Genomic DNA, 18,110 nt, shown 5'->3' with positions numbered 1-18,110 from the left:
CCTAGTCTCGTGGCGCAGAACGACCGAGCCGACGCGCGAGGTGCACCGGAGCAGGCGAGGGGGCGCATGACCGACTTGAGGAGCGTGTCCGCACAGGACCGCAGGGTCGCCCCCACCGAGCCCGGCTCCCGGATGGCCCGCCGGGCCGCCGCGGCGGCCCCGCCGCCGCCACCGGAGGACCTGCCCCCGCGCGGCCGTCGCAGCCGCGGCGGTGGCGGCGGCAACAGGATGCGCGTCCTGGCGTGGATCAGCATCGCGACGACCACGGTGATGGTCGCCGGCTCGCTGACCGGCTACACGGTCTATCGCGACGCCTTCGGCGCCATCAACAAGAAGGACGTCAACAAGGACATCATCAACCCGCGCCCCCCGTCCACCGGCGCGCTCAACGTGCTGCTGGTCGGCTCCGACACCCGCGCCGGCAAGGAGAACGCGAGGTACGGCCAGGCCCAGGCCAGGATGGCCGACGCCGGCGGTAAACGCACCGACACGATCATCCTCATGCACATCTCCCCCGACCGGGACAAGGCGCAGCTCGTCAGCTTCCCGCGTGACTCGATGGTGCAGATCCCCCAGTGCAAGAACGAGACGACCAAGCAGGTCATGCCGCCCCGGCGGGACATGATCAACTCGGCGTACAACTCGGGCGGCATCGCCTGCACGATGTCCACGATCGAGCAGCTCACCGGCATCCGCGTCGACCACTTCGTCGAGGTCGACTTCAGCGGCTTCAAGAGCATCGTGGACGCGCTCGGCGGCATCGAGATCTGCCTCAAGTCCGGCGTCAACGACAGGGCCTCCAAGCTCACCCTCCCCCCGGGCAAGAGCCGGCTCAACGGCGAGCAGGCCCTCGGCTACGTGCGGCTGCGCAAGTACGGCGACGGCAGCGACATCCAGCGCATCAAGCGCCAGCAGATCTTCCTCAGCAAGGTGGTGGCGAAGGCCACCAGCAGCGAGCTGCTCACCGACGTGCCGCAGCTCACCGGCTTCATCAAGGCCGCCGCCAAGTCGGTCACCATGGACCCCGAGCTGGCCAACAACCAGGAAAAGCTCATCGAGATCGCGCAGAGCGCCCAGAAGATGACGGCGGGCGGGGTCAAGTTCATCACCGTGCCGTGGATGCCGGACCCCGAGGACGAGAACCGCGTGGTCTGGAAGCCGGAGGCCAAGGACCTGTGGGCCGCGATCCTGTCCGACACCGAGATCGCCCAGCCCACGCCGTCCGCCAGCGCCGGCGCCACGCCCAAGGTCAAGGTGAAGATCGAGCAGGTGCAGGTGCAGGTGCTCAACGGCACGACGACCCTCGGCAAGGCCCGCGAGGTCGCCGACCTGCTCAGCAAGCAGGGCTTCCGGGTCGTCGGCCTGGGCAACTACCAGACTCCCGACGGCAAGTCGCTGCCGGCCACGCAGATCCGCTACCCGAAGACCGCCGCCACCGGCGGCGACTACGCGAACGTGCTGGCCGGGATGGTGCTGCCCAAGCCCACGCCCACCGCCGGCAAGGTGCGGCCCGCCACCACCGACGTCTACACCTCGCCGGTGCCGCTGCCGTCCGCCCCCGCCACGACGGGCAAGGTGCCGGTCGTCCAGCTCATCGTCGGCGCCGACTTCAAGTCGGTGAAGGTGGAGAAGCTGCCCGACAGCGTCAACAACAGCACGATCATCGCCAGTCAGCAGAAGAACGTCTGTGTCTGACCTCAAAGTTCGCTGTGTAAGGGCCTTCTATCGGCCCGGCCGAGAGACAGGACCCTTCAAGCGGCGATAATGTGGTGCGGGTCGGCGACGTGATCGCCTAGCGCCGTCAAGGTGCCTGTAAGGGCACGGCGGCCGTCGTGTTCCCCCGGCCCCGAGCGAAGCTGAGCGACTCCGTAGTGTCTGACCACAAGCACTCCTCTCCGGTCACCTCTCCCCCGAGCGCGGGCGGGCCAGGCGACGGCGCCGGCCCCGCCCACACCGGCTCCCGGTGGCCACTGCCGGAGGAGCGCTTCTGGAGCGAGCAGACCGACCCGCACGTGGCCCTGCCGCCCGACCCCCACGCTCCCGGCGAGACGGCCCCCCAGCCCCTGCCGCAGGCCCCCGCCCCTCAGCCCCACTCGGCGCAGGTCCCGGCACCCCAGCCGCACCCGGCGCAGGTCCCCGCCCCCCAGCGGCACCCCGCACAGGAGCCCGCGCCCCAGCCACACCCCGCGCAGCCGCCCGCCCCTCAGCCACACCCCGCGCAGCCGCCCGCCCCCCAGCCGCACCCGGCGCAGGTCCCGGCCTTTCAGCGGGTCGCCGGTCCGCAGGCGCCTGCCGGGCCCGGCCCTCAGCCGGGCGGCGGCCCGCGCGCCGCGGTCGCCGTGGCGGAGCCGCCACACGAGGAGCAGAAGGCCGCCGAGCAGGCGCCGCCACCCCGCCGCAAGCGCGACCCCTACCTCGACAACGTCAAGTTCGTCCTGATCGCCCTCGTGGTGATCGGCCACTCGCTGGTGCCGACGCTCGACGCCGACTCCTCCCGAGCGGCCTACATCTTCATCTACGTCTTCCACATGCCGCTGTTCGTGCTCATCAGCGGCTACCTGTCCCGCAACTTCTGGAACTCCAACGCCAAGACGAACAAGCTCGTCGACACGTTCGTCGTCCCGTACGTGATCGTGGAGGTCGGCTACGCCGCGCTCCGGTTCGCGCTGGGCCAGAAGTGGAGCCTGACGATCATCGATCCGGCCTGGCTCAACTGGTACCTCCTGGCGCTGCTGTTCTGGCGGCTGTCCACACCGGTGTGGAAGCGGATGAAGCACCCGGTGCCGGTGGCCATCGCGATCTACCTGTTCGCCGGGTTCTCGCAGATCTCCGGTGACTTCAGCATGGACCGGTTCTTCGGTCTGCTGCCGTTCTTCGTCATCGGGCTGGTGATGCAGCCCGAGCACTTCGAGATGCTCGACCGACGCTGGATCAAGATCGTCTCGGTGGTCACGGTGCTGGCCGCCGCGGCCGTGGCCGTCCTCATCGCGTCCCGGGCGAAGCTGGCGCCGTTCTATTTCAAGAACAGTTACCAGGACATGGACCTGTCCTGGTACATGGGCATCGGCCTGCGCACCGGCCTGCTGGTGTGCTCGCTGGCCCTGTGCTTCGCCGTGCTGGCGCTGGTGCCCCGCACCGAGACCTGGTACTCCGACCTCGGCACCCGCACCCTCTACTGCTACCTGCTGCACGGGGTGCCCGTGCTCATCGCCAAGGAGATGGGCTGGCTCAGCCAGCCGTGGCTGTTCGGTCCGCTCGGCGTGCTCGCCATCAGCTCCAGTTGCTTCGCGCTGGCCATCGTGCTGTGCCTGCCGGAGACGCGCACAGTGTTCAAGTGGCTGCTGGAGCCGCGCCTGACCTGGCTCTATCGCCGCCCCTCCGGAAGTTAAGCGGTAGTTCGGCCCGCATTTACGTCCTTTTCCGGGTCAACGCGGACCATCGAGCCATGCGCGTATGCGTCGGCACGACCGTCCACCACCCCGAGGACGCCCGGATCATGCACCGGCAGATCCGGGCGCTGCTCGACGCGGGCCACGAGGTGACCTACGTCGCGCCCTTCACGCACTTCAACGTCACCCCGGCGATGGGGCTCACCGCGATCGACGTGCCGTACCGGGCCGGGTACGGCCGGGCCGGCGCGGCCCTGCGGCGTGGCTCCGCCGGCGCGGACCTGCTGGTGGTGCACGACCACGCGCTGCTGCGCGCCCTGCCGCACCGCCGCCCGCCCGTCGTCTGGGACGTACGCGAGGACGTCGGCGCGAGGCGGCTGAGCCGCGCGCAGCGGCGGCACCACGTGTGCACGCCCGAACTGGTGCCGGAGGCGACGTTCGCCGCCACCGCGCCGCAGGTGCCCGGCGACACCCGGGTGGTGCACCTCGGGCGGCTGTCCGCCGAGCGCGGGGTGGCCGAGCTGATCGCGCTCGCCGGGCGCCTGGCGCCGCACGGCATCCGGATGGACCTGATCGGCGCCGCCGACCCGGCCGTCCGGCCGCTGCTGCGCGACGCCCAGCGCGTCGGGCTGCTCGACTGGTTCGGGTACGTGCCCAACCGGCACGCCCTGCGGATGACCGGCGGCGCGCTGGCGGGCCTGTCCCTGGCTGCCCCGCAGGTCGAGGGGGTGCCGGCCAAGGTGCTCGACTACATGGGCCGGGGCGTGCCCGTGGTCACCACGCCCCAGGCCGGACCGCTGGTGGAGCGGGTCGGCTGCGGCGTGGTGGTGCCGCTGGACGTGGCGGCCGTGACGCGGGCCGTCCTGGATCTGAAGGAGGACCCGGCCCGGCGTTCGGCGCTCGGCGCCCGGGGCCACGCCGAGGCGCTGCTGCGCCACCACTGGCCCGACCAGGCCGCGGCCTTCGTGGCCAGGCTGGAGGGGTGGGCCGGCGTCACCGCGCCGGCCCGGCCGGTGACGGTCTAGCCGCGATGGTCTTCCAGGTCGAAGGCCACGTCGGCCAGTCGTACGGTACGCACCCGCGGGTCCTCGATCACCTTGCGCAGTTCCTTGACCGAGGCCAGGTCCTCCACGACGGCGTAGGCCAGCCCGTCGTTCGCCGCCTTGCGAAGCCGGGCCAGGGACAGGTCGAAGTGGCGCAGGTTGGCGTCGTCGTGGTCACGCAGCAGCCGCGACCAGGCACGGAAGCCCTCCAGGTCGTTCTTCATGTCGTCGGCGCACGACGTCGTCTCCTCCGGCATCGGCGCCCGGTCCCAGGTGGTCATGCCCCAGGTGATCGGAACCGAGCCCGGCCGCCGCTCGTAGACGACCTTTCGCGGGCAGAGATCGAAGTCGCGGGTGAACGCGGTCAGCTCCGCTGTGCGTGCCGGCGTGGCGAACTCGATGACGGCCAGCGCGTTGAGCCCGTCGGGCAGCCGGGCCAGGACCTTCCTGATGTTCTCCTTCCGCTGGAGGTCCGTGCCGACGTTGGCGAGGTTGGTGCTCAAGGTGGTGTTGGCGTAGTTGCCGAGAGGCAGCCTGCCGACCCGGCCGAAGAAGTTCTGCGTGATGGTGTGGGTGGAGCCGCCGTTCTCGGTGAAGCCGCGTGCGGCCCTGATCTGGCTCGCCCTGATGGTGAAGCTCATCGACAGTGGCGTGGTCTCGCAGCAGGTGTCCACCGCCACCTCGTAGGCAGGGTTGTAGATCTTGAACGCCGTGCCCAGGATGTCCCTCATCCGCTCGCCGCGGTCCCCGCGCTGCTGCACGAAAGCCAGGCCGGCGGCCGCCAGGCCGGCCACCAGGAGCGCGGCCAGCACCACCGAGGCCGTCCTGAGCACGCCGCGGCGCACCGCTCTGCGGGTCACCTTCGGGTCGAAGTCCGGCAGTTCCAGCACGGCCTCGTCCTCGCTCATCGCACCCCTCCGTAGCTGTCTGCGAAGGCGGCTCGGGCCCGCCACACCGCCGTCTTGATCGTCGCGTGTTTCCGGCCGGTCATCGCGGCCACCTCCACCAGCGAGAAGCCCTCCAGGTAGACGAGCGCGAGCAGCCTGCGCTGCTGCTCCGGGAGCCGGTCGAGCGCGTCGCGGACGTCGAGGGCGGCCACGTGCAGGGGCGGCACGCCCAGTTCGCCGGCGTCGGGCAGCGGCAGCTCCCGTCTGGCGCGCCGGACGTGGTCGACGAGGACGTTGCGCGCGATGGCGAGCAGCCAGGCGGCCGGGTTCTCGCCCCGCCAGCCCAGCAGGGCCCGGGTGGCCTTGACGAAGGTCTCCTGGGCGAGGTCCTCGGCCAGATGGGGGTCACGGGTCCGGCGCAGCAGGAACCCGCACACGAGCGGCCAGTGCTCGCGGTACAGGTCCTCGATGTCGATGACGCCCTCCGCGTTGTCGCTTCTGTCACATCACTCCAGACGTGACGGGCGGAGGAATGGTCACACGCGTTTCCGGTTGGTGTACTGGAACCATGGCATCGCATCTGATCCAGGGGCGAACGGTCAGCATGCCTGTCCGGGTGAGAGACGCGGCCGTCTGCAGCGTGCTGTACACCGTGCGCGCCGACGTGGCCAGGGCGGTGATCGCCTACTCGGGCCTGGAGATCGCCGAGGTGTTCCCGGGCAGGGCCGTGTGCGCGCTGGCGTTCGTCGACTACCGTGACGGCGACCTCGACTCCTACCACGAGTTCGGCGTGGCCTTCCTCGTCCAGCCGCCGGGCCGCGCAGGCGCCACCGGGCTGGGCGAGCTGGCGCACGCCGGGACGTTCGTCCACTGGCTGCCGGTGGACCAGGGGTTCACGCTGGAGGCGGGACGGGCCATCTGGGGCTTCCCCAAGGAGCTCGCGGACATCGACCTGCGGCTCGGCTCGCCGTTCAAGCGCTGCATCGTACGCCGGGACGGGCGGCTGGTGCTGGACCTGCTCCTCAGACCCGGACTGCCCGTGCCGGGGCCGCCCGCGCTGACCGGCCTGGAGGCCTACACCCACCGCGACGGCGTGACGCGGCAGGTGCCGTGGGCGGTGCGGGCCCGCGGCGTGCGGGCACGGCCGGGCGGGGCGCTGATCCGGCTCGGCAACCACCCGATCGCCAAGGAGCTCAGCGAGCTGGGCCTGCCCAAGCGCGCCCTGATGTCGTCCACCGTGGACCACGCGGAGATGATCTTCGGTGCGGCGCGCGAGCTGCGGCCGGGCGACGCGGAGGCTCCGGTCAGACGATCGGCGGGCGGCCCAGCTTGACCATGCGCCAGGCGGTGCGCCACGCCATCGGGCGGCGCTCGCCGGCCGGCGTGCGCAGGCCCTCGAAGAAGCCCGTGAACCACGCCTTCAGCGCCGGCCCCGCGCCGCGCTCGCGGATCAGGGTGAGCACGATCCAGTCGAGCAGGTAGAGGACCGCCAGCGGCCACGGCAGGTTGCGCCGGGCCAGCCAGACCCGGTTGCGGGCATTGAGCCGGTAGAAGTCGGCGTGCCTGGTCGGCGGCACCTGCGGGTGGTACATGACCGTCTCGGCGTCGTACTCGATCCGGTAGCCCTCACCGAGCAGCCGCCAGGCGAGATCGGTCTCCTCGTGCGCGTAGAAGAACCGCTCCGGCAGGCCGCCCACCTGGAGGAAGGCCGAGCGGCGTACCGCCGAGGCGCCGCCCAGGAACGTGGTGACCGGTGAGGACCGCTCGGGGTCGCCCGCCCGCAGGCGGGGAACGTGGCGACGCTGCCCGGCGCCGCCATCGGGGTCCATCACCCGGAAGGAGATGACCGCCAGGTCGGGCTCGGTGGCGAACCGGTCGCGCACGTGCGCGGCGACCTTCTGGTTGGCGTACCAGCCGTCGTCGTCGAGGAACAGCACGACGTCGCCCGAGCACTCCTCGACGCCGCGGTTGCGGCCGGCCGGGATGCCGGTGTTACGGTCGAGCCGGATGGTCTTGACGGTCGCGGCCGAGCCCTCGGGTGGCGTCGCCGACACCTCGGGCACGTCGGCGCCGTTGCCCACGATCACCACCTCGACGTCGCCGTCGATCTGGTGGAGCGCGGACTCGACCGCCCGGTTCAGCTCCGCGACCCGGTTGCCCATGGTGAGGATGACGCACGAGATCTTCAACGAATCATCGTCCTGACGCGTTGAGGTCACGAGCGGAGCATGCTTTCATGATCACCGAGTCTGCTGGTCTGCACATATCTGATAGGTGGAGCTAAGCGTATCGGAACCGGGTGTGAACCCCTACCGAACCGCCGACGTCCGATCAATACGACGGATGCGGCACCCGGCTGGTTCCGGGACGGCCGCGGCAAGATCACGCAAGCCGCCTGGACGCCATGATGCTCACCAGATGCAGGACCGTCTGCAGGCACGCCGCCACGAAGCAGGCGACGAGCAGCAGCCGGGTGGCCGTGAGCCCGCCGGCCACCAGGTCGATCACCGTGGTCGCCAGCACGAGCAGCGACAGCTCGATCGGCTGGACGATCCGGTGGAACTTCGTCGCCGCCAGCACCCGCCTGCCCAGGCTCAGCAGCCCGGAGCGGAACTGCACCGCGGACGCCTCGGAGGCGGCCGGCAGGCCGCCCTTGGCCCGCGCCACCTCCACCAGGTCGCTCTCGGCCTTGATGAGGATCGCGCCCAGCGCGGCGGCGACCCCCAGCACGGTGTACCAGTCGGGCAGCACGGCCGACACCCGCCAGCCGAGCCCCACGAGCAGCGCGGCCTCGGTGAAGTAGGCGCCGACCCGGTCGAGGTAGACGCCGGTCAGCGAGGTCTTGCCGGTCCAGCGGGCCAGCTCGCCGTCGGAGCAGTCGAGCAGCAGGTAGACCTGGACGAGCAGGGCCGCGGCCACGACGGCCCAGAACCCCGGCAGGGCCAGCACGACACCGGCCGCGACCCCGGCCACCGTCATCACCCAGGTGAGCTGGTTGGGCGTGACGGACGTCTTGGCCATCAGCCAGGTGACGTAGATCGAGATGCGGCGCATGTAGAGCACGCCGGCCCAGTGCTCACCGTTGCGGCGCTCCAGGTGGCCCGCGGGCTGGGCCACCCGCCGCAGCTCAGCGACCGAAGGCCCGGACATAGTCCTCCACCCGATCCCTGATCTCGGAGTCCGGGAGGCGCAGGTGCTCCAGGATCGTGTAACGGCCGGGACGTGTGGCGGGCGCCAGCGCGACGGCCTCGGCGAACTGCTCGGTGCTCAGGCCGATGTCGGCGGGCGTGACCGGCAGCTGGTGGCGGCGCAGGCATTCGGTGACCTGCGCGAGCCGCCCGGCGTCCTCCCTCAGGAAGAAGCAGAAGGCGGCACCGATGCCGGCGAGCTCGCCGTGGTTGGAGGTGCCGGGAAAGAGCTGATCCACGGCATGCAGGATCTCATGATCTCCACCGCTGGAAGGCCGCGAGGATCCCGCGATCACCATCGACATGCCCGAAAGGATCAGCGACTCGGCGAGCACGGTCAGGAAGGCGTCGGACTCGATGGAGTCGCGCCGGCCGATCAGCGCCTCCGCGGCGGTGCGCGCCATCGAGCAGGCCAGCCCGTCGATGGGCTCGCCCCGCTCGACGTTGGACAGCATCCAGTCGTCGATGGCCGAGAGGTTGCTGACCACGTCGCCCACGCCCGAGCGCACCAGCGACTCGGGCGCGGCGTGCACGAAGTCGAGGTCCACCAGGATCGCCAGCGGCATCGGGACGCCGAAGGAGCCCTTGCCTCCCTCGTAGACCAGGGAGGCGGTCGGCGAGCAGATGCCGTCGTGGGACAGGTTGGTGGCCACGGCGACCATGGGGATGCCGGCCAGCGAGGCGGCGTACTTGGTGGCGTCGATCGTGCGCCCGCCGCCGACGCCCACCACCACCTCGTAGGCGCCCTTGCGCAGGTCGGCGCCGAGGGAGACGGCCGCGTCGACGGACCCGTCGGCCACCCGGAAGACCTCCGCCTCGCCCAGCGTGGGCGCGATCAGGCCCTCGATGCGGTCGCCCTGGCCGGGGCCCACGGCGACCGCGACCCTGCCGGACGTGGCCACCCTGCTGTCGGCGAGCAACGCGCCGAGCTGGGCCACCGCGCCGCGCCTGACCTCCATGGTCAGCGGCGCCGGGAGCATCCGCGCTAGAAGCGGCACCGGGCCCCCTCACTCCTGCGTGCTACAAGCGACACCTGGCCCCCTTCTCCGTAACGGACGGCTCATCACAAGACGGCTCAGCCAACGGTTGGCTCAGTAGCGGACGGCGATGGTGCGGGCCTTGGCCAGGTCGTCGTGGTTGTCCACCTCGACCCAGTCGACCTCGCCGATCGGGGCGACGTGGATCGTCTCGCCGCGCTCGACCATCTCCTGGTAGCCGTCCTCGTAGTAGAGCTGCGGGTCGCGCTCGAACGTGGCGCGCAGCGCGTCGGCCAGCCGCTCGGCGGCGCCGGGCCTGATCAGGGTGGCGCCGATGTACTCGCCGTAGGCCTCGGCCGGGTCCATCAGCTTGGTGATCCGCTTGAGCGCCCCACCGTCGAGGGTCACCTTCATCTCCTCGTCGGCGAGCTTCTTGACGTCGTCGACGGCGAGCAGGATGTCGCTGGTCTCGGGCGCGGCCAGGAGCGTCTTCTCGACCGAGACGGGGTGGACGGTGTCGCCGTTGACGAGCAGCGCGCCCTGCGCGAAGTAGTCGCGCGCGCACCACAGGGAGTAGGCGTTGTTCCACTCCTCGGCCTTGTCGTTGTGCACGAGCGTGAGCTTGACGCCGTGCCGCTCCTCCAGCTCCGCCTTGCGGTCGTGCACGGCCTGGGCCGCGTATCCGACGATGACCACGACGTCGGTCAGGCCGACCGCGGCGAGGTTGCGCAGCGAGATGTCCATGATCGTGGTCTCACCGTCGACCGGCACGAGCGCCTTGGGCAGCGTGTCGGTGTAGGGCCGCAGACGTCGTCCGGCTCCAGCGGCCAGCACCATTCCCAGCAACGTGCACTCCTTGGTCGAGCATGACTACCTTGGCCCCAAAGGTTAGTTGCCTTTGGGGCCTGTGCGGGTAATCCGCCGTTAGTCTTGCGTTCCCGTCTCGCCCGTCTCCACTCCCGTACGGGGTGAGGCGAGCCAGCACGTGAGGCTCTCCCAGCCGAACAACGCCCACAGGTAGAGCGTGAGCAGCACGAATCCGGCCGCCGTCAGGTCGACGAGGACGGCCAGCGAGACCACCAGCATCCGCCCGTCCCAGCCGAGCCCGAACGTCGCCAGCCAGGGCGGCGGGTAGACGTGCTGGCGCAGCCGGTAGACCAGGTCGTAGTGGTGGAAGGCGAGGGCGCCGAGCAGCAGGAGGATCAGGACCGGATCGACGTCGTGGGCGAACCCGCAGGCGGCGATGAAGGTGTACTCGATCGCCCGCAGGATCGGCGGCACCAGCCAGTCGAAGCGGCCGTCGTGCGGGTGGGAGCTGCCGGGCCCTGCCAGCAGCAGCGTCACGAGCGGCACGAACACGGCCAGCCCCGCGCTGCCGGCCACGCCCATGAGCAGCAGCACGCCGACGACGAACGTCCCGGCGACCAGCGGCGGGAGCGGCGGGAGCTGGCCCGCCACCAGCAGGCCCATGCCGCGCGAGAGCGGCCCGTCGTCGCGGTAGGTGACGACCGTGCTCCGGGGCACCGGGGTCATGTGCGTCGTGATCATCGTGCCGTCCTCAGTATCCGGCCGGCGAGCTGGTACGTCAGGGCGACGGCGCCCCAGCAGAGCAGCGCCAGGAAGGTCACGCGGGCGTTGAAGACCGCGGCGGTGACGGCGATCAGCGCCATCCGCTCGCCGATCGGCAGCACGATCATCCTCTTCAGCCAGCGGGCGGCGGACCCGCGCTCCATCGCGAGCGCCACCCGCAGCACGCCCTTGCGCGGCGCGTCGTGGCCGCCGCCGTCGCTCGCCTCCAGCAGCGAGCGCACCGGCTTCGGCCACTGCTCGCCGATCCGCCTGTCGGCACGCCACCCGCCGAAGGCGAAGTCGGTCCCGTGCCGGACGACCTGCATGATCATCGCGGCCACGGCGAGGTACCAGATGCCGTCGGGGCCGCCGCCGCTCCACGGGAGGCCGGCGGCGTAGCCGATGGCCAGGCCGGCGTAGACGACGTACTCCTTGAGCCGGTCGGCCATGCCGTCCATCCACGCGCCGAACGGCGAGAACGCGCGGGTGTAGCGGGCGAGCTGTCCGTCCAGGCAGTCGCACACGAACGACAGGTAGACCAGCGCGGCCCCGGCGATCTGCGCGCCGCGGTCGCCGGCGGAGAACCAGACGGCCGCGAGGAAGGCCAGCGCGACCGAGATGCCGGTGACGGCGTTGGGGGTGAGCCCGAGCCGCGCCGCCGGGCGCACCAGGTGGCGCGACCAGGACGAGACGAAGTAGGTGGTGAAGAAGCCGTCGCGGTCCTTGATCGCCGTGTCGAGGCGCACCTGCTCCTCGTCCACGTCGGCGAGCCTGCCGACGGCGGCGTCGGCGGCCGCCTGGCCGGTGACGCGGTCGGCGTGCAGCGGCCCGAGGCGGGCCACACGCACCCGGGCGCCGGCCCGTACCAGGCCGACGAGCAGCAGGTCGACGACCTCAACGGAGGTGACGGGGCCGAGCCGCCCGGACTCGGCGAGGTCGGCGAGCTCCTCGGCGACGTCGCCCAGCGACGCGAGGTCGGCCTCGCCCGCCTGCAGCACGCCGCGGAAGGTGGCGTTCGCCTCGGGCACCGTGTGGAAGGAGCTGCCCGAGGCCACGACGCGGCCGCCCTCGACCCGGGCGGGCGGCCGCAGCGGCCCTCCCGCGGCGTCGAGGGAGACCAGCGCGGCACTGCCGCGCGCGGGGTGCTCCAGCAGCTGGGCGAGCGCCTCGGTGTGGACGACGAGGTCGGCCGGCAGCACGACCACGACGCCCGTCGCGGCGCGCGCGATCTTGGCGATGCCGCGCAGGTCGGCGGCGGCCCCGCCGCCGGGCGTCATCACCTGGACGTCACGGACGGGCAGCCGCGAGAGCTGGTCGTTGATCCGGTCGAGCAGCGTGCCGCCGGCACAGGGAAGCCTGCAGGCGGGGGTCGTGGCGAGCAGCACCACCGAGGTGGACGCGCTCGCGCGGGTCATGGAGTCGGTCAATGCGCAGGTCCTCCCGGTCGCGCGGGGGTGCGTGGACTCAGCGTAGCGACAGGGCGACGCGATATCACGGACGATGAGACCGTTACGCTCCGGGTATGGATTCCCGGTTGCGTTCTGTTGGGGTGGTCTTGGCGGGCGGCGTGGGCAGCCGCGTCGGACTGGGCGTTCCGAAGCAGCTCGTCACGGTCGCCGGCCGGACGATCCTGGAGCACACGATCGCGGTGTTCGAGGCGGCGCCGGAGATCGACGAGATCGTGGTGCTCATGACCCCCGGCTTCACCGGCCGGGTCGGGGAGCTGGTCGAACGGGCCGGCTTCCACAAGGTGACCCGGGTGGTGGAGGGCGGCGCCAGCCGTACCGAGAGCACCTGGCGAGCGCTGCGGGCGCTCGGCGACGAGGAGTGCGACGTGCTCCTGCACGACGCGGTCCGCCCGCTCCTGGAGCCCCGGATCATCACGGAATGTGTTCGCGCCCTGCGGACGCACCGGGCCGTGGAGGTGGCCATCCCGAGCTCCGACACGGTGCTCGTGGCGGCCCCCGGCGCCGGGGGCGAGGTCATCGGTGAGGTGCTCGACCGGTCACGGCTGCGGCGGGCGCAGACCCCGCAGTGCTTCCGGCTGTCGGTCATCCGCGAGGCGTACGAGCGGGCCATGGCCGACCCCGGCTTCTCCCGGCTGCCCGCCACCGACGACTGCGGGGTGGTGCTGCGCTACCTGCCGGACGTGCCGATCCACCTGGTGGCGGGCAGCGAACGGAACATGAAGGTCACCCACCCGGTGGATCTGGAGATCGCCGAGCGGCTGTTCCAACTCCCCGCCGCGCCCGTGGCCGCCGCGCCGGGGTCGCTGGAGGGGCGGACCGTGGCGGTGTTCACCGGTTCCGGTCCCGCCGGCGGCGACGTGGCGGAGGCGGCCGCGGGGCACGGGGCGCGGGTGCGGGTGTTCGCCGGCGACGAGGTGCGGGTGGACGACCCGGAGGCGGTGGCCGGGGCGCTGGCGCGGGCGGGCCGGATCGACCACGTGGTCGACGCCACGGGCCTGGATCCTGGCCGGGGGGCGGCGTGCCTCGGGGCGGCGGCCGTGGCCAGGGCCGCCCGTCCGCACCTGCGCCGGAGCGGCGGCGGGCTGCTGCTGCTCGGGCCCGGCCCGGCCGAGCCGGTGGCGGCCGTGGTGACGGCGCTCGCCCGGGCGCTGGCGGCCGAGTGGGCCGATGACGGCATCCGGGTCAACTGCGTCACGGCGGGCACCGGTCCGGTGGACGCCGGGCAGGTGGACGCCGGGCAGGTGGACGCCGGGCAGGTCGCGCGGGCGGCGCTCGGCGTGCTGGCCTCGGACCGTACGGGCCAGGTGGTGGACGCGGGGCTCGCCGCGCGCTGACCCCGGCTCGCCGCGTGGTCCCACCGCCCGGGCCCGCCGGCCTGGCCGTACGGGGCGAGAGCGGAAACAGCCGGAAGCGGAAACGGCCGCGAGCCGAGACGGCCGGGTGCAGAGACCGCGGCGAGCCGGGCGCGGAAACGGGCGCAAGCCGAACGGCCCGGAGTGGAGGCGGCCCGGAGTGGAGACGGCCGCCCCCTCCTGCGAGTGGGCGGCCGTGCGAGCGGATGGGTGGGCGGGCGGCGCGGGCTACGGACGGGGCGGGCGGGCGAGGCTGGGCGGGCTGGTGAGGAAGCCCCACCCCCACGACACGTGCATGGTGGCGTACACCAGCGGCAGCCTGATCTTGACCGCGGCCGGCTCGCCGCTGCCGGTCAGCACCGAGCCCGCCACGATGGCCAGCACGTAGCCGCCGGGGATGACCAGCCCCAGCGGGAAGAACGGCGAGACCAGCAGGCCCAGCGCCATGGCCAGCACGGCGGCCGGCGGCGCGAGGTAGCGCAGGTTGATCGTGCCCTCGTGGGTGCGCGAGACGACGTGCCGCCAGCGGCCGTAGTGGAAGTACTGCTTGGCGAGCGCCTTGACGTTGGGGCGCGGCCGGTAGGAGACCCGCATCCGCGGCTGGAACCACACCAGGCCGCCGGTCCGGCGGATGCGGTGGTTCATCTCCCAGTCCTGGGCACGCTGGAAGTGCTCGTCGTAACCGCCGACGCGGTCGAGGGCCGAGCGCCGGAACACGCCCAGGTAGACGGTGTCGGCCGGGCCCGCCGTGCCCCCGACGTGGAAGGCGGCGGCGCCGACGCCGATCTTGGACGTCATCGCGCAGGCGACGGCCCGCTCGAACGGCGAGACGCCCTCGGCGGCCATCACGCCGCCCACGTTGTCGGCTCCGGTCTCCTCCAGGGTCTCCACCGCGACGCGCAGGTAGTCGGGCGGCAGCATGGCGTGCCCGTCTACCCGGGCGACGATGCCGTTGCGGGAGGCGGCGATCGCGGCGTTGAGCGCGTTGGGGGTGCGGCCGGTGGGGTTGGGCACCACGACGACGCGGGGGTCGGCCGCGGCGATGGCGTCGGCGACCTCCTGGGTGCGGTCGTGCGAGGGGCCCACGGCGAGGACGACCTCGATCTCGCCGGGGTAGCTCTGGGCGAGGACCTGGTCGACGGCCTCGCGAAGGTGCCGCTCCTCGTTGAGGACCGGCATGATGACGGAGATGGGCGGCCAGCTACGCGTCTCCGCTGGCGCGTGCGGCGAGTCGGGGAACTGCTTCATGGCGGGGCTCACGCTACTGTACGGGCAGGGGAGGAAGGCAATCCAACGCCGGATCCTCCGACCGCACAAAAGGGGGACGGAATGCGCGACCCGGGTGAGGAGGACGCCGGGGTACATGTGGGCGGCGACGCCTACGGTGGCGTCAGGCTCGCGAGCGGTCGCCCGCGCAGGCCGGGCAGGAGCCCGAAGGCCAGGCGCCGAAACCTGTTGATCTCCGGTCTGCTCTCCCTCGGCGTGCTGGTCGGCACCGGGGTGGTGTGGGCGACGCCCCGCCAGATCGGCTCGGTCGACGCGGGCGTGACCGAGACGGGGTCGCGCGGCGCGATGAACATCCTCCTGGTCGGCGTGGACAGGCGCGACGACCTGACCCGCAAGCAGCAGAACGAGCTCAAGCTCGGCCGCGAGGCCGGCCGGCGCACCGACACGATGATGGTCATCCACCTGTCCGAGGACCACACCAAGGTCACCGTGGTGAGCCTCCCCCGCGACACCTGGACGACCGTCCCCGGCAAGGGCCAGCACAAGATCAACTCTGCCTACCAGTTCGGCGGCCCCAAGCTGGCCAAGCAGACGGTCGAGCAGGCGACCGGCCTGCAGATCAACCGCTACATCGAGGTGAACGTCCTCGGCTTCATCGACGTCGTCGACGCCCTCGGCGGCGTCACGGTGTGCACTCCGGTGCCGATCAACGACCCCAAGACGGGGCTCAACCTGGCGGCGGGCACCCACCAGCTGAAGGGCCCCCAGGCCCTCGGCTACGCCCGCACCCGGGCGACCGCCCGTTCCGACCTCGACCGCATCGACCGCCAGCAGCAGGTGGTCTCCGCCCTGCTCGACCAGGCGCTGAGCGCCGACACGCTGGCCAACCCGGCGCGGCTGGCCGCGTTCGTCAACTCCACGCTGCGCACGGTCAAGGTCGATCCCGATGACGGGCTGCTCGGCCTCGCGACCCAGCTCAGGGATGTCTCGCTGGACGACGTGCGGTTCGCGGACGTGCCGCTGTCCGACGTCGACTTCAAGACGCCGACCGGCGAGTCGGCGGTGCTGTGGGACAGGACACGGGCCCGCGAGCTGTTCCGGCGGATCGCCGCCGACGAGGACCTCGCCCCCACACCGTCCCCCTCGGCCGCGAAGCCGTCGGCGTCGGGCTCCGCCAAGCCGTCGGCGTCCGGCACGCCCGAGCCCGCGGCCTCCCCCGTCCCGCCCGGCCGGATCGTGGTCAAGGTCAAGAACGGCACGACCATCACCGGCCTGGGCGCCCGCACCAAGCAGGCGCTGATCGCGGCGGGGTTCCAGGTGCCGGGTGAGCCCGGTGACACGGCGAAGCGCGACCACACGACGACCGTGGTCCGCTACGCCAAGGGCCGCGAGGACTCCGCCCACACGGTCGCCTCGGCCATCCCGGGCGCGGAGCTGCGCGAGGCCGGCGACATCGAGGGCATCGAGGTCATCGTCGGCAGCGACCAACCGAAGATCACCAAGCCCACGGCGACGGCCACCCCCGGCGCCAAGCCGTCGACCGGGGCTACCCCGGCCACCAAAACAGCGACTCAGAACATCTGCAAGAAATAGGCATAAGTCCTCCTACTCCGGGCAAGAGCGTTCCCATGGTTGTCAGGTGCTGGCGGGAGGAACCCTGCACGATCGTGCGCATCGTCGGTGATCTCGACGTGGCCGCGGCTCCGCGGGTGAAGGCGGAGCTCGACGACGCCCTGCTCGCCGCCGATCCGGTCAATGTGGTCATCGATCTGACCGAGGTGCCGTTCTGCGACTCGGTGGGGCTCGGCGTGCTGGTGGCCGCGCTCAACCACGTCCAGAACCGGCGTGGCCGGCTCATCCTCGTGCTCGCCCACGGCATGATCAGCCATCTGCTGACGATCACGAACCTCGATCGTCACTTCGAGACACGCTGGTCGATGGGCGAGGCCCGGGAGGCCCTGGGCGCGGCGGCCTGAGCGCCGCCCCGCCCCCGCCTCCACTCCGCGTGCCTCCTTCGCCTCTCCACGCCCCCGTACCCGGCCTTGCGCCCGCATCCTGGATACTCGGGGCCGTACGGCTGCTTCGCTAGTACGGGAGGCCTTGTGAGGCTTGGAGTCATGTTCGACCGCGACCTGCCGCCGGAGTCGCTGGTGCCGTTCGCGCGCGAGCTGGACGGCACGGCGGTTTCCGACCTGTGGGTGGTGGAGGACCTCGGCTGGACGGGCGCGATCTCCTCGGCGGCGACGGCCCTGGCCGTGACCTCCCGCCTGCGGGTGGGCATCGGCATCACCCCCGCGCCGCTGCGCAACCCGATGCTGCTGGCCATGGAGCTGGCCAACCTGGAGCGGCTGCACCCCGGACGGCTCGCCGCCGGGATCGGTCACGGCGTCCAGTCGTGGATGCGGCAGGTGGGCGCCGCCGTCCCGTCGCCGCTGGCCCTGCTGGAGGAGACGATCACGGCCGTACGGGCGCTGCTGCGCGGCGAGACCGTCACCCTGCACGGCAAGGCCGTCCGGCTGGACGGCGTCTCCCTCGTCCACCCGCCGGCCGAGCCGCCGCCGGTGCTGGCCGGCGTGGTGAGCCCGCGTTCGCTGGCCCTGTCGGGGCGGGTCGCGCAGGGCACGATCGTCCCCGAGGGCCTGGCGCCGGACCGCATCCCGCCGATCGTCGAGCAGATCGCGGCAGGCGGCGAGCACGAGCTGGTGGCGTTCACGTTCCTGTACGTCGGCGACGACGCCCGCGAGGTCATGCGGCCGACGGCGACGGGCCAGGCCGAGTTCCTCGGGGTGACGCCGGACGAAGTGGACATGGCCGCGGGCACGCCGGAGCAGGCCGCGGCCCGGGTGCGGGCGTTGTGGGAGGCAGGGGTGTCCACGGTGGTCGCCCGCCCGATGGGGCCCGACCCGCTCGCCCACGTGCACAAGCTGCTGTCGGCTCTCTGACACGCCTTCGGCCGTCCCGGGCAACGGGGAACGGGGAACGGCGGCCGAACGGAGGAGGGCGACTCGG

At 72.1% G+C, this 18,110-nt stretch carries 17 protein-coding genes; 8 read left to right on the top strand and 9 right to left on the bottom strand.

The genetic code is table 11. The features are described 5' to 3' along the window. The first annotated feature begins 66 nt into the window (after positions 1 to 66). From CXR44_RS05770 to CXR44_RS05760, 3 genes are all read left to right on the top strand, one after another. Positions 67 to 1,695, top strand: coding sequence for an LCP family protein (locus CXR44_RS05770; RefSeq protein ID WP_101783830.1), 1,629 nt, complete (start codon positions 67 to 69; stop codon positions 1,693 to 1,695). Between the two features lie 176 nt (positions 1,696 to 1,871). Beyond that, a complete protein-coding gene (locus tag CXR44_RS05765; RefSeq protein ID WP_180903197.1) occupies positions 1,872 to 3,389 on the top strand; it encodes an acyltransferase family protein in 1,518 nt (505 codons plus the stop codon). A gap of 56 nt (positions 3,390 to 3,445) precedes the next feature. Continuing rightward, positions 3,446 to 4,414, top strand: a complete 969-nt coding sequence (locus CXR44_RS05760) for a glycosyltransferase (protein ID WP_101783828.1) — start codon at positions 3,446 to 3,448, stop codon at positions 4,412 to 4,414. On the opposite strand, the gene CXR44_RS05755 is transcribed toward CXR44_RS05760, so the two are convergent. After that, entirely contained in the window at positions 4,411 to 5,340 is a 930-nt protein-coding gene (locus CXR44_RS05755; protein WP_101783827.1) for a hypothetical protein, read from the bottom strand. The two genes, CXR44_RS05760 and CXR44_RS05755, sit on opposite strands and share 4 nt — an antisense overlap. Continuing rightward, a complete protein-coding gene (locus tag CXR44_RS05750) occupies positions 5,337 to 5,780 on the bottom strand; it encodes an RNA polymerase sigma factor (protein ID WP_281260253.1) in 444 nt (147 codons plus the stop codon). The genes CXR44_RS05755 and CXR44_RS05750 overlap by 4 nt, the downstream gene beginning before the upstream one ends. Before the next feature lie 155 nt (positions 5,781 to 5,935). Here CXR44_RS05750 and CXR44_RS05745 point away from each other — a divergent pair, with 155 nt between their 5' ends. After that, entirely contained in the window at positions 5,936 to 6,652 is a 717-nt protein-coding gene (locus tag CXR44_RS05745) for an acetoacetate decarboxylase family protein (protein ID WP_245898861.1), read from the top strand. Here CXR44_RS05745 and CXR44_RS05740 read toward each other — a convergent pair. The 6 genes from CXR44_RS05740 to CXR44_RS41605 all read right to left on the bottom strand — a co-directional run bounded on the left by CXR44_RS05740 (position 6,624) and on the right by CXR44_RS41605 (position 12,480). Continuing rightward, entirely contained in the window at positions 6,624 to 7,508 is an 885-nt protein-coding gene (locus CXR44_RS05740) for a glycosyltransferase (RefSeq protein ID WP_101783824.1), read from the bottom strand. The two genes, CXR44_RS05745 and CXR44_RS05740, sit on opposite strands and share 29 nt — an antisense overlap. A gap of 193 nt (positions 7,509 to 7,701) precedes the next feature. Continuing rightward, the gene (locus CXR44_RS05735) at positions 7,702 to 8,469 is read right to left on the bottom strand and encodes a CDP-alcohol phosphatidyltransferase family protein (protein WP_101783823.1); all 768 of its coding nucleotides are present in this window, start codon (positions 8,467 to 8,469) and stop codon (positions 7,702 to 7,704) included. After that, positions 8,447 to 9,487 carry an iron-containing alcohol dehydrogenase family protein gene (locus CXR44_RS05730; protein ID WP_101783822.1) on the bottom strand — a complete coding sequence of 347 codons (1,041 nt, stop codon included), beginning with the start codon at positions 9,485 to 9,487 and terminating at the stop codon, positions 8,447 to 8,449. The genes CXR44_RS05735 and CXR44_RS05730 overlap by 23 nt, the downstream gene beginning before the upstream one ends. Positions 9,488 to 9,598: 111 nt before the next feature. Then, on the bottom strand, positions 9,599 to 10,330 hold the full coding sequence (locus tag CXR44_RS05725; RefSeq protein WP_101783821.1) for a phosphocholine cytidylyltransferase family protein: 732 nt from the start codon (positions 10,328 to 10,330) through the stop codon (positions 9,599 to 9,601). Between the two features lie 78 nt (positions 10,331 to 10,408). Beyond that, positions 10,409 to 11,032 carry a DUF5941 domain-containing protein gene (locus tag CXR44_RS41610; protein WP_101783820.1) on the bottom strand — a complete coding sequence of 208 codons (624 nt, stop codon included), beginning with the start codon at positions 11,030 to 11,032 and terminating at the stop codon, positions 10,409 to 10,411. Beyond that, positions 11,029 to 12,480 carry a CDP-alcohol phosphatidyltransferase family protein gene (locus CXR44_RS41605; protein WP_281260247.1) on the bottom strand — a complete coding sequence of 484 codons (1,452 nt, stop codon included), beginning with the start codon at positions 12,478 to 12,480 and terminating at the stop codon, positions 11,029 to 11,031. Before CXR44_RS41605 ends, CXR44_RS41610 begins: the two co-directional genes overlap by 4 nt. 107 nt (positions 12,481 to 12,587) lie before the next feature. Here CXR44_RS41605 and CXR44_RS05710 point away from each other — a divergent pair, with 107 nt between their 5' ends. Continuing rightward, a complete protein-coding gene (locus CXR44_RS05710) occupies positions 12,588 to 13,856 on the top strand; it encodes a bifunctional cytidylyltransferase/SDR family oxidoreductase (RefSeq protein ID WP_245898859.1) in 1,269 nt (422 codons plus the stop codon). Positions 13,857 to 14,102: 246 nt separating this feature from the next. On the opposite strand, the gene CXR44_RS05705 is transcribed toward CXR44_RS05710, so the two are convergent. After that, entirely contained in the window at positions 14,103 to 15,122 is a 1,020-nt protein-coding gene (locus tag CXR44_RS05705; RefSeq protein WP_101783818.1) for a glycosyltransferase family 2 protein, read from the bottom strand. Between the two features lie 81 nt (positions 15,123 to 15,203). Here CXR44_RS05705 and CXR44_RS05700 point away from each other — a divergent pair, with 81 nt between their 5' ends. The 3 genes from CXR44_RS05700 to CXR44_RS05690 all read left to right on the top strand — a co-directional run bounded on the left by CXR44_RS05700 (position 15,204) and on the right by CXR44_RS05690 (position 18,043). Then, positions 15,204 to 16,694: an LCP family protein gene (locus CXR44_RS05700; protein WP_101783817.1), complete on the top strand. Its 1,491-nt coding sequence runs from the start codon at positions 15,204 to 15,206 to the stop codon at positions 16,692 to 16,694. A 35-nt stretch (positions 16,695 to 16,729) separates the two neighbouring features. Beyond that, a complete protein-coding gene (locus CXR44_RS05695; RefSeq protein ID WP_101783816.1) occupies positions 16,730 to 17,077 on the top strand; it encodes an STAS domain-containing protein in 348 nt (115 codons plus the stop codon). Between the two features lie 141 nt (positions 17,078 to 17,218). Further along, the gene (locus CXR44_RS05690; RefSeq protein WP_101783815.1) at positions 17,219 to 18,043 is read left to right on the top strand and encodes an LLM class flavin-dependent oxidoreductase; all 825 of its coding nucleotides are present in this window, start codon (positions 17,219 to 17,221) and stop codon (positions 18,041 to 18,043) included. Positions 18,044 to 18,110: the final 67 nt, after the last annotated feature.

Origin of the sequence: Nonomuraea indica (assembly GCF_002850745.1) — a bacterium.
Taxonomy (GTDB): Bacteria; Actinomycetota; Actinomycetes; order Streptosporangiales; family Streptosporangiaceae; genus Nonomuraea; species Nonomuraea indica.
This window is presented reverse-complemented; position numbering and strand designations above follow the sequence as displayed.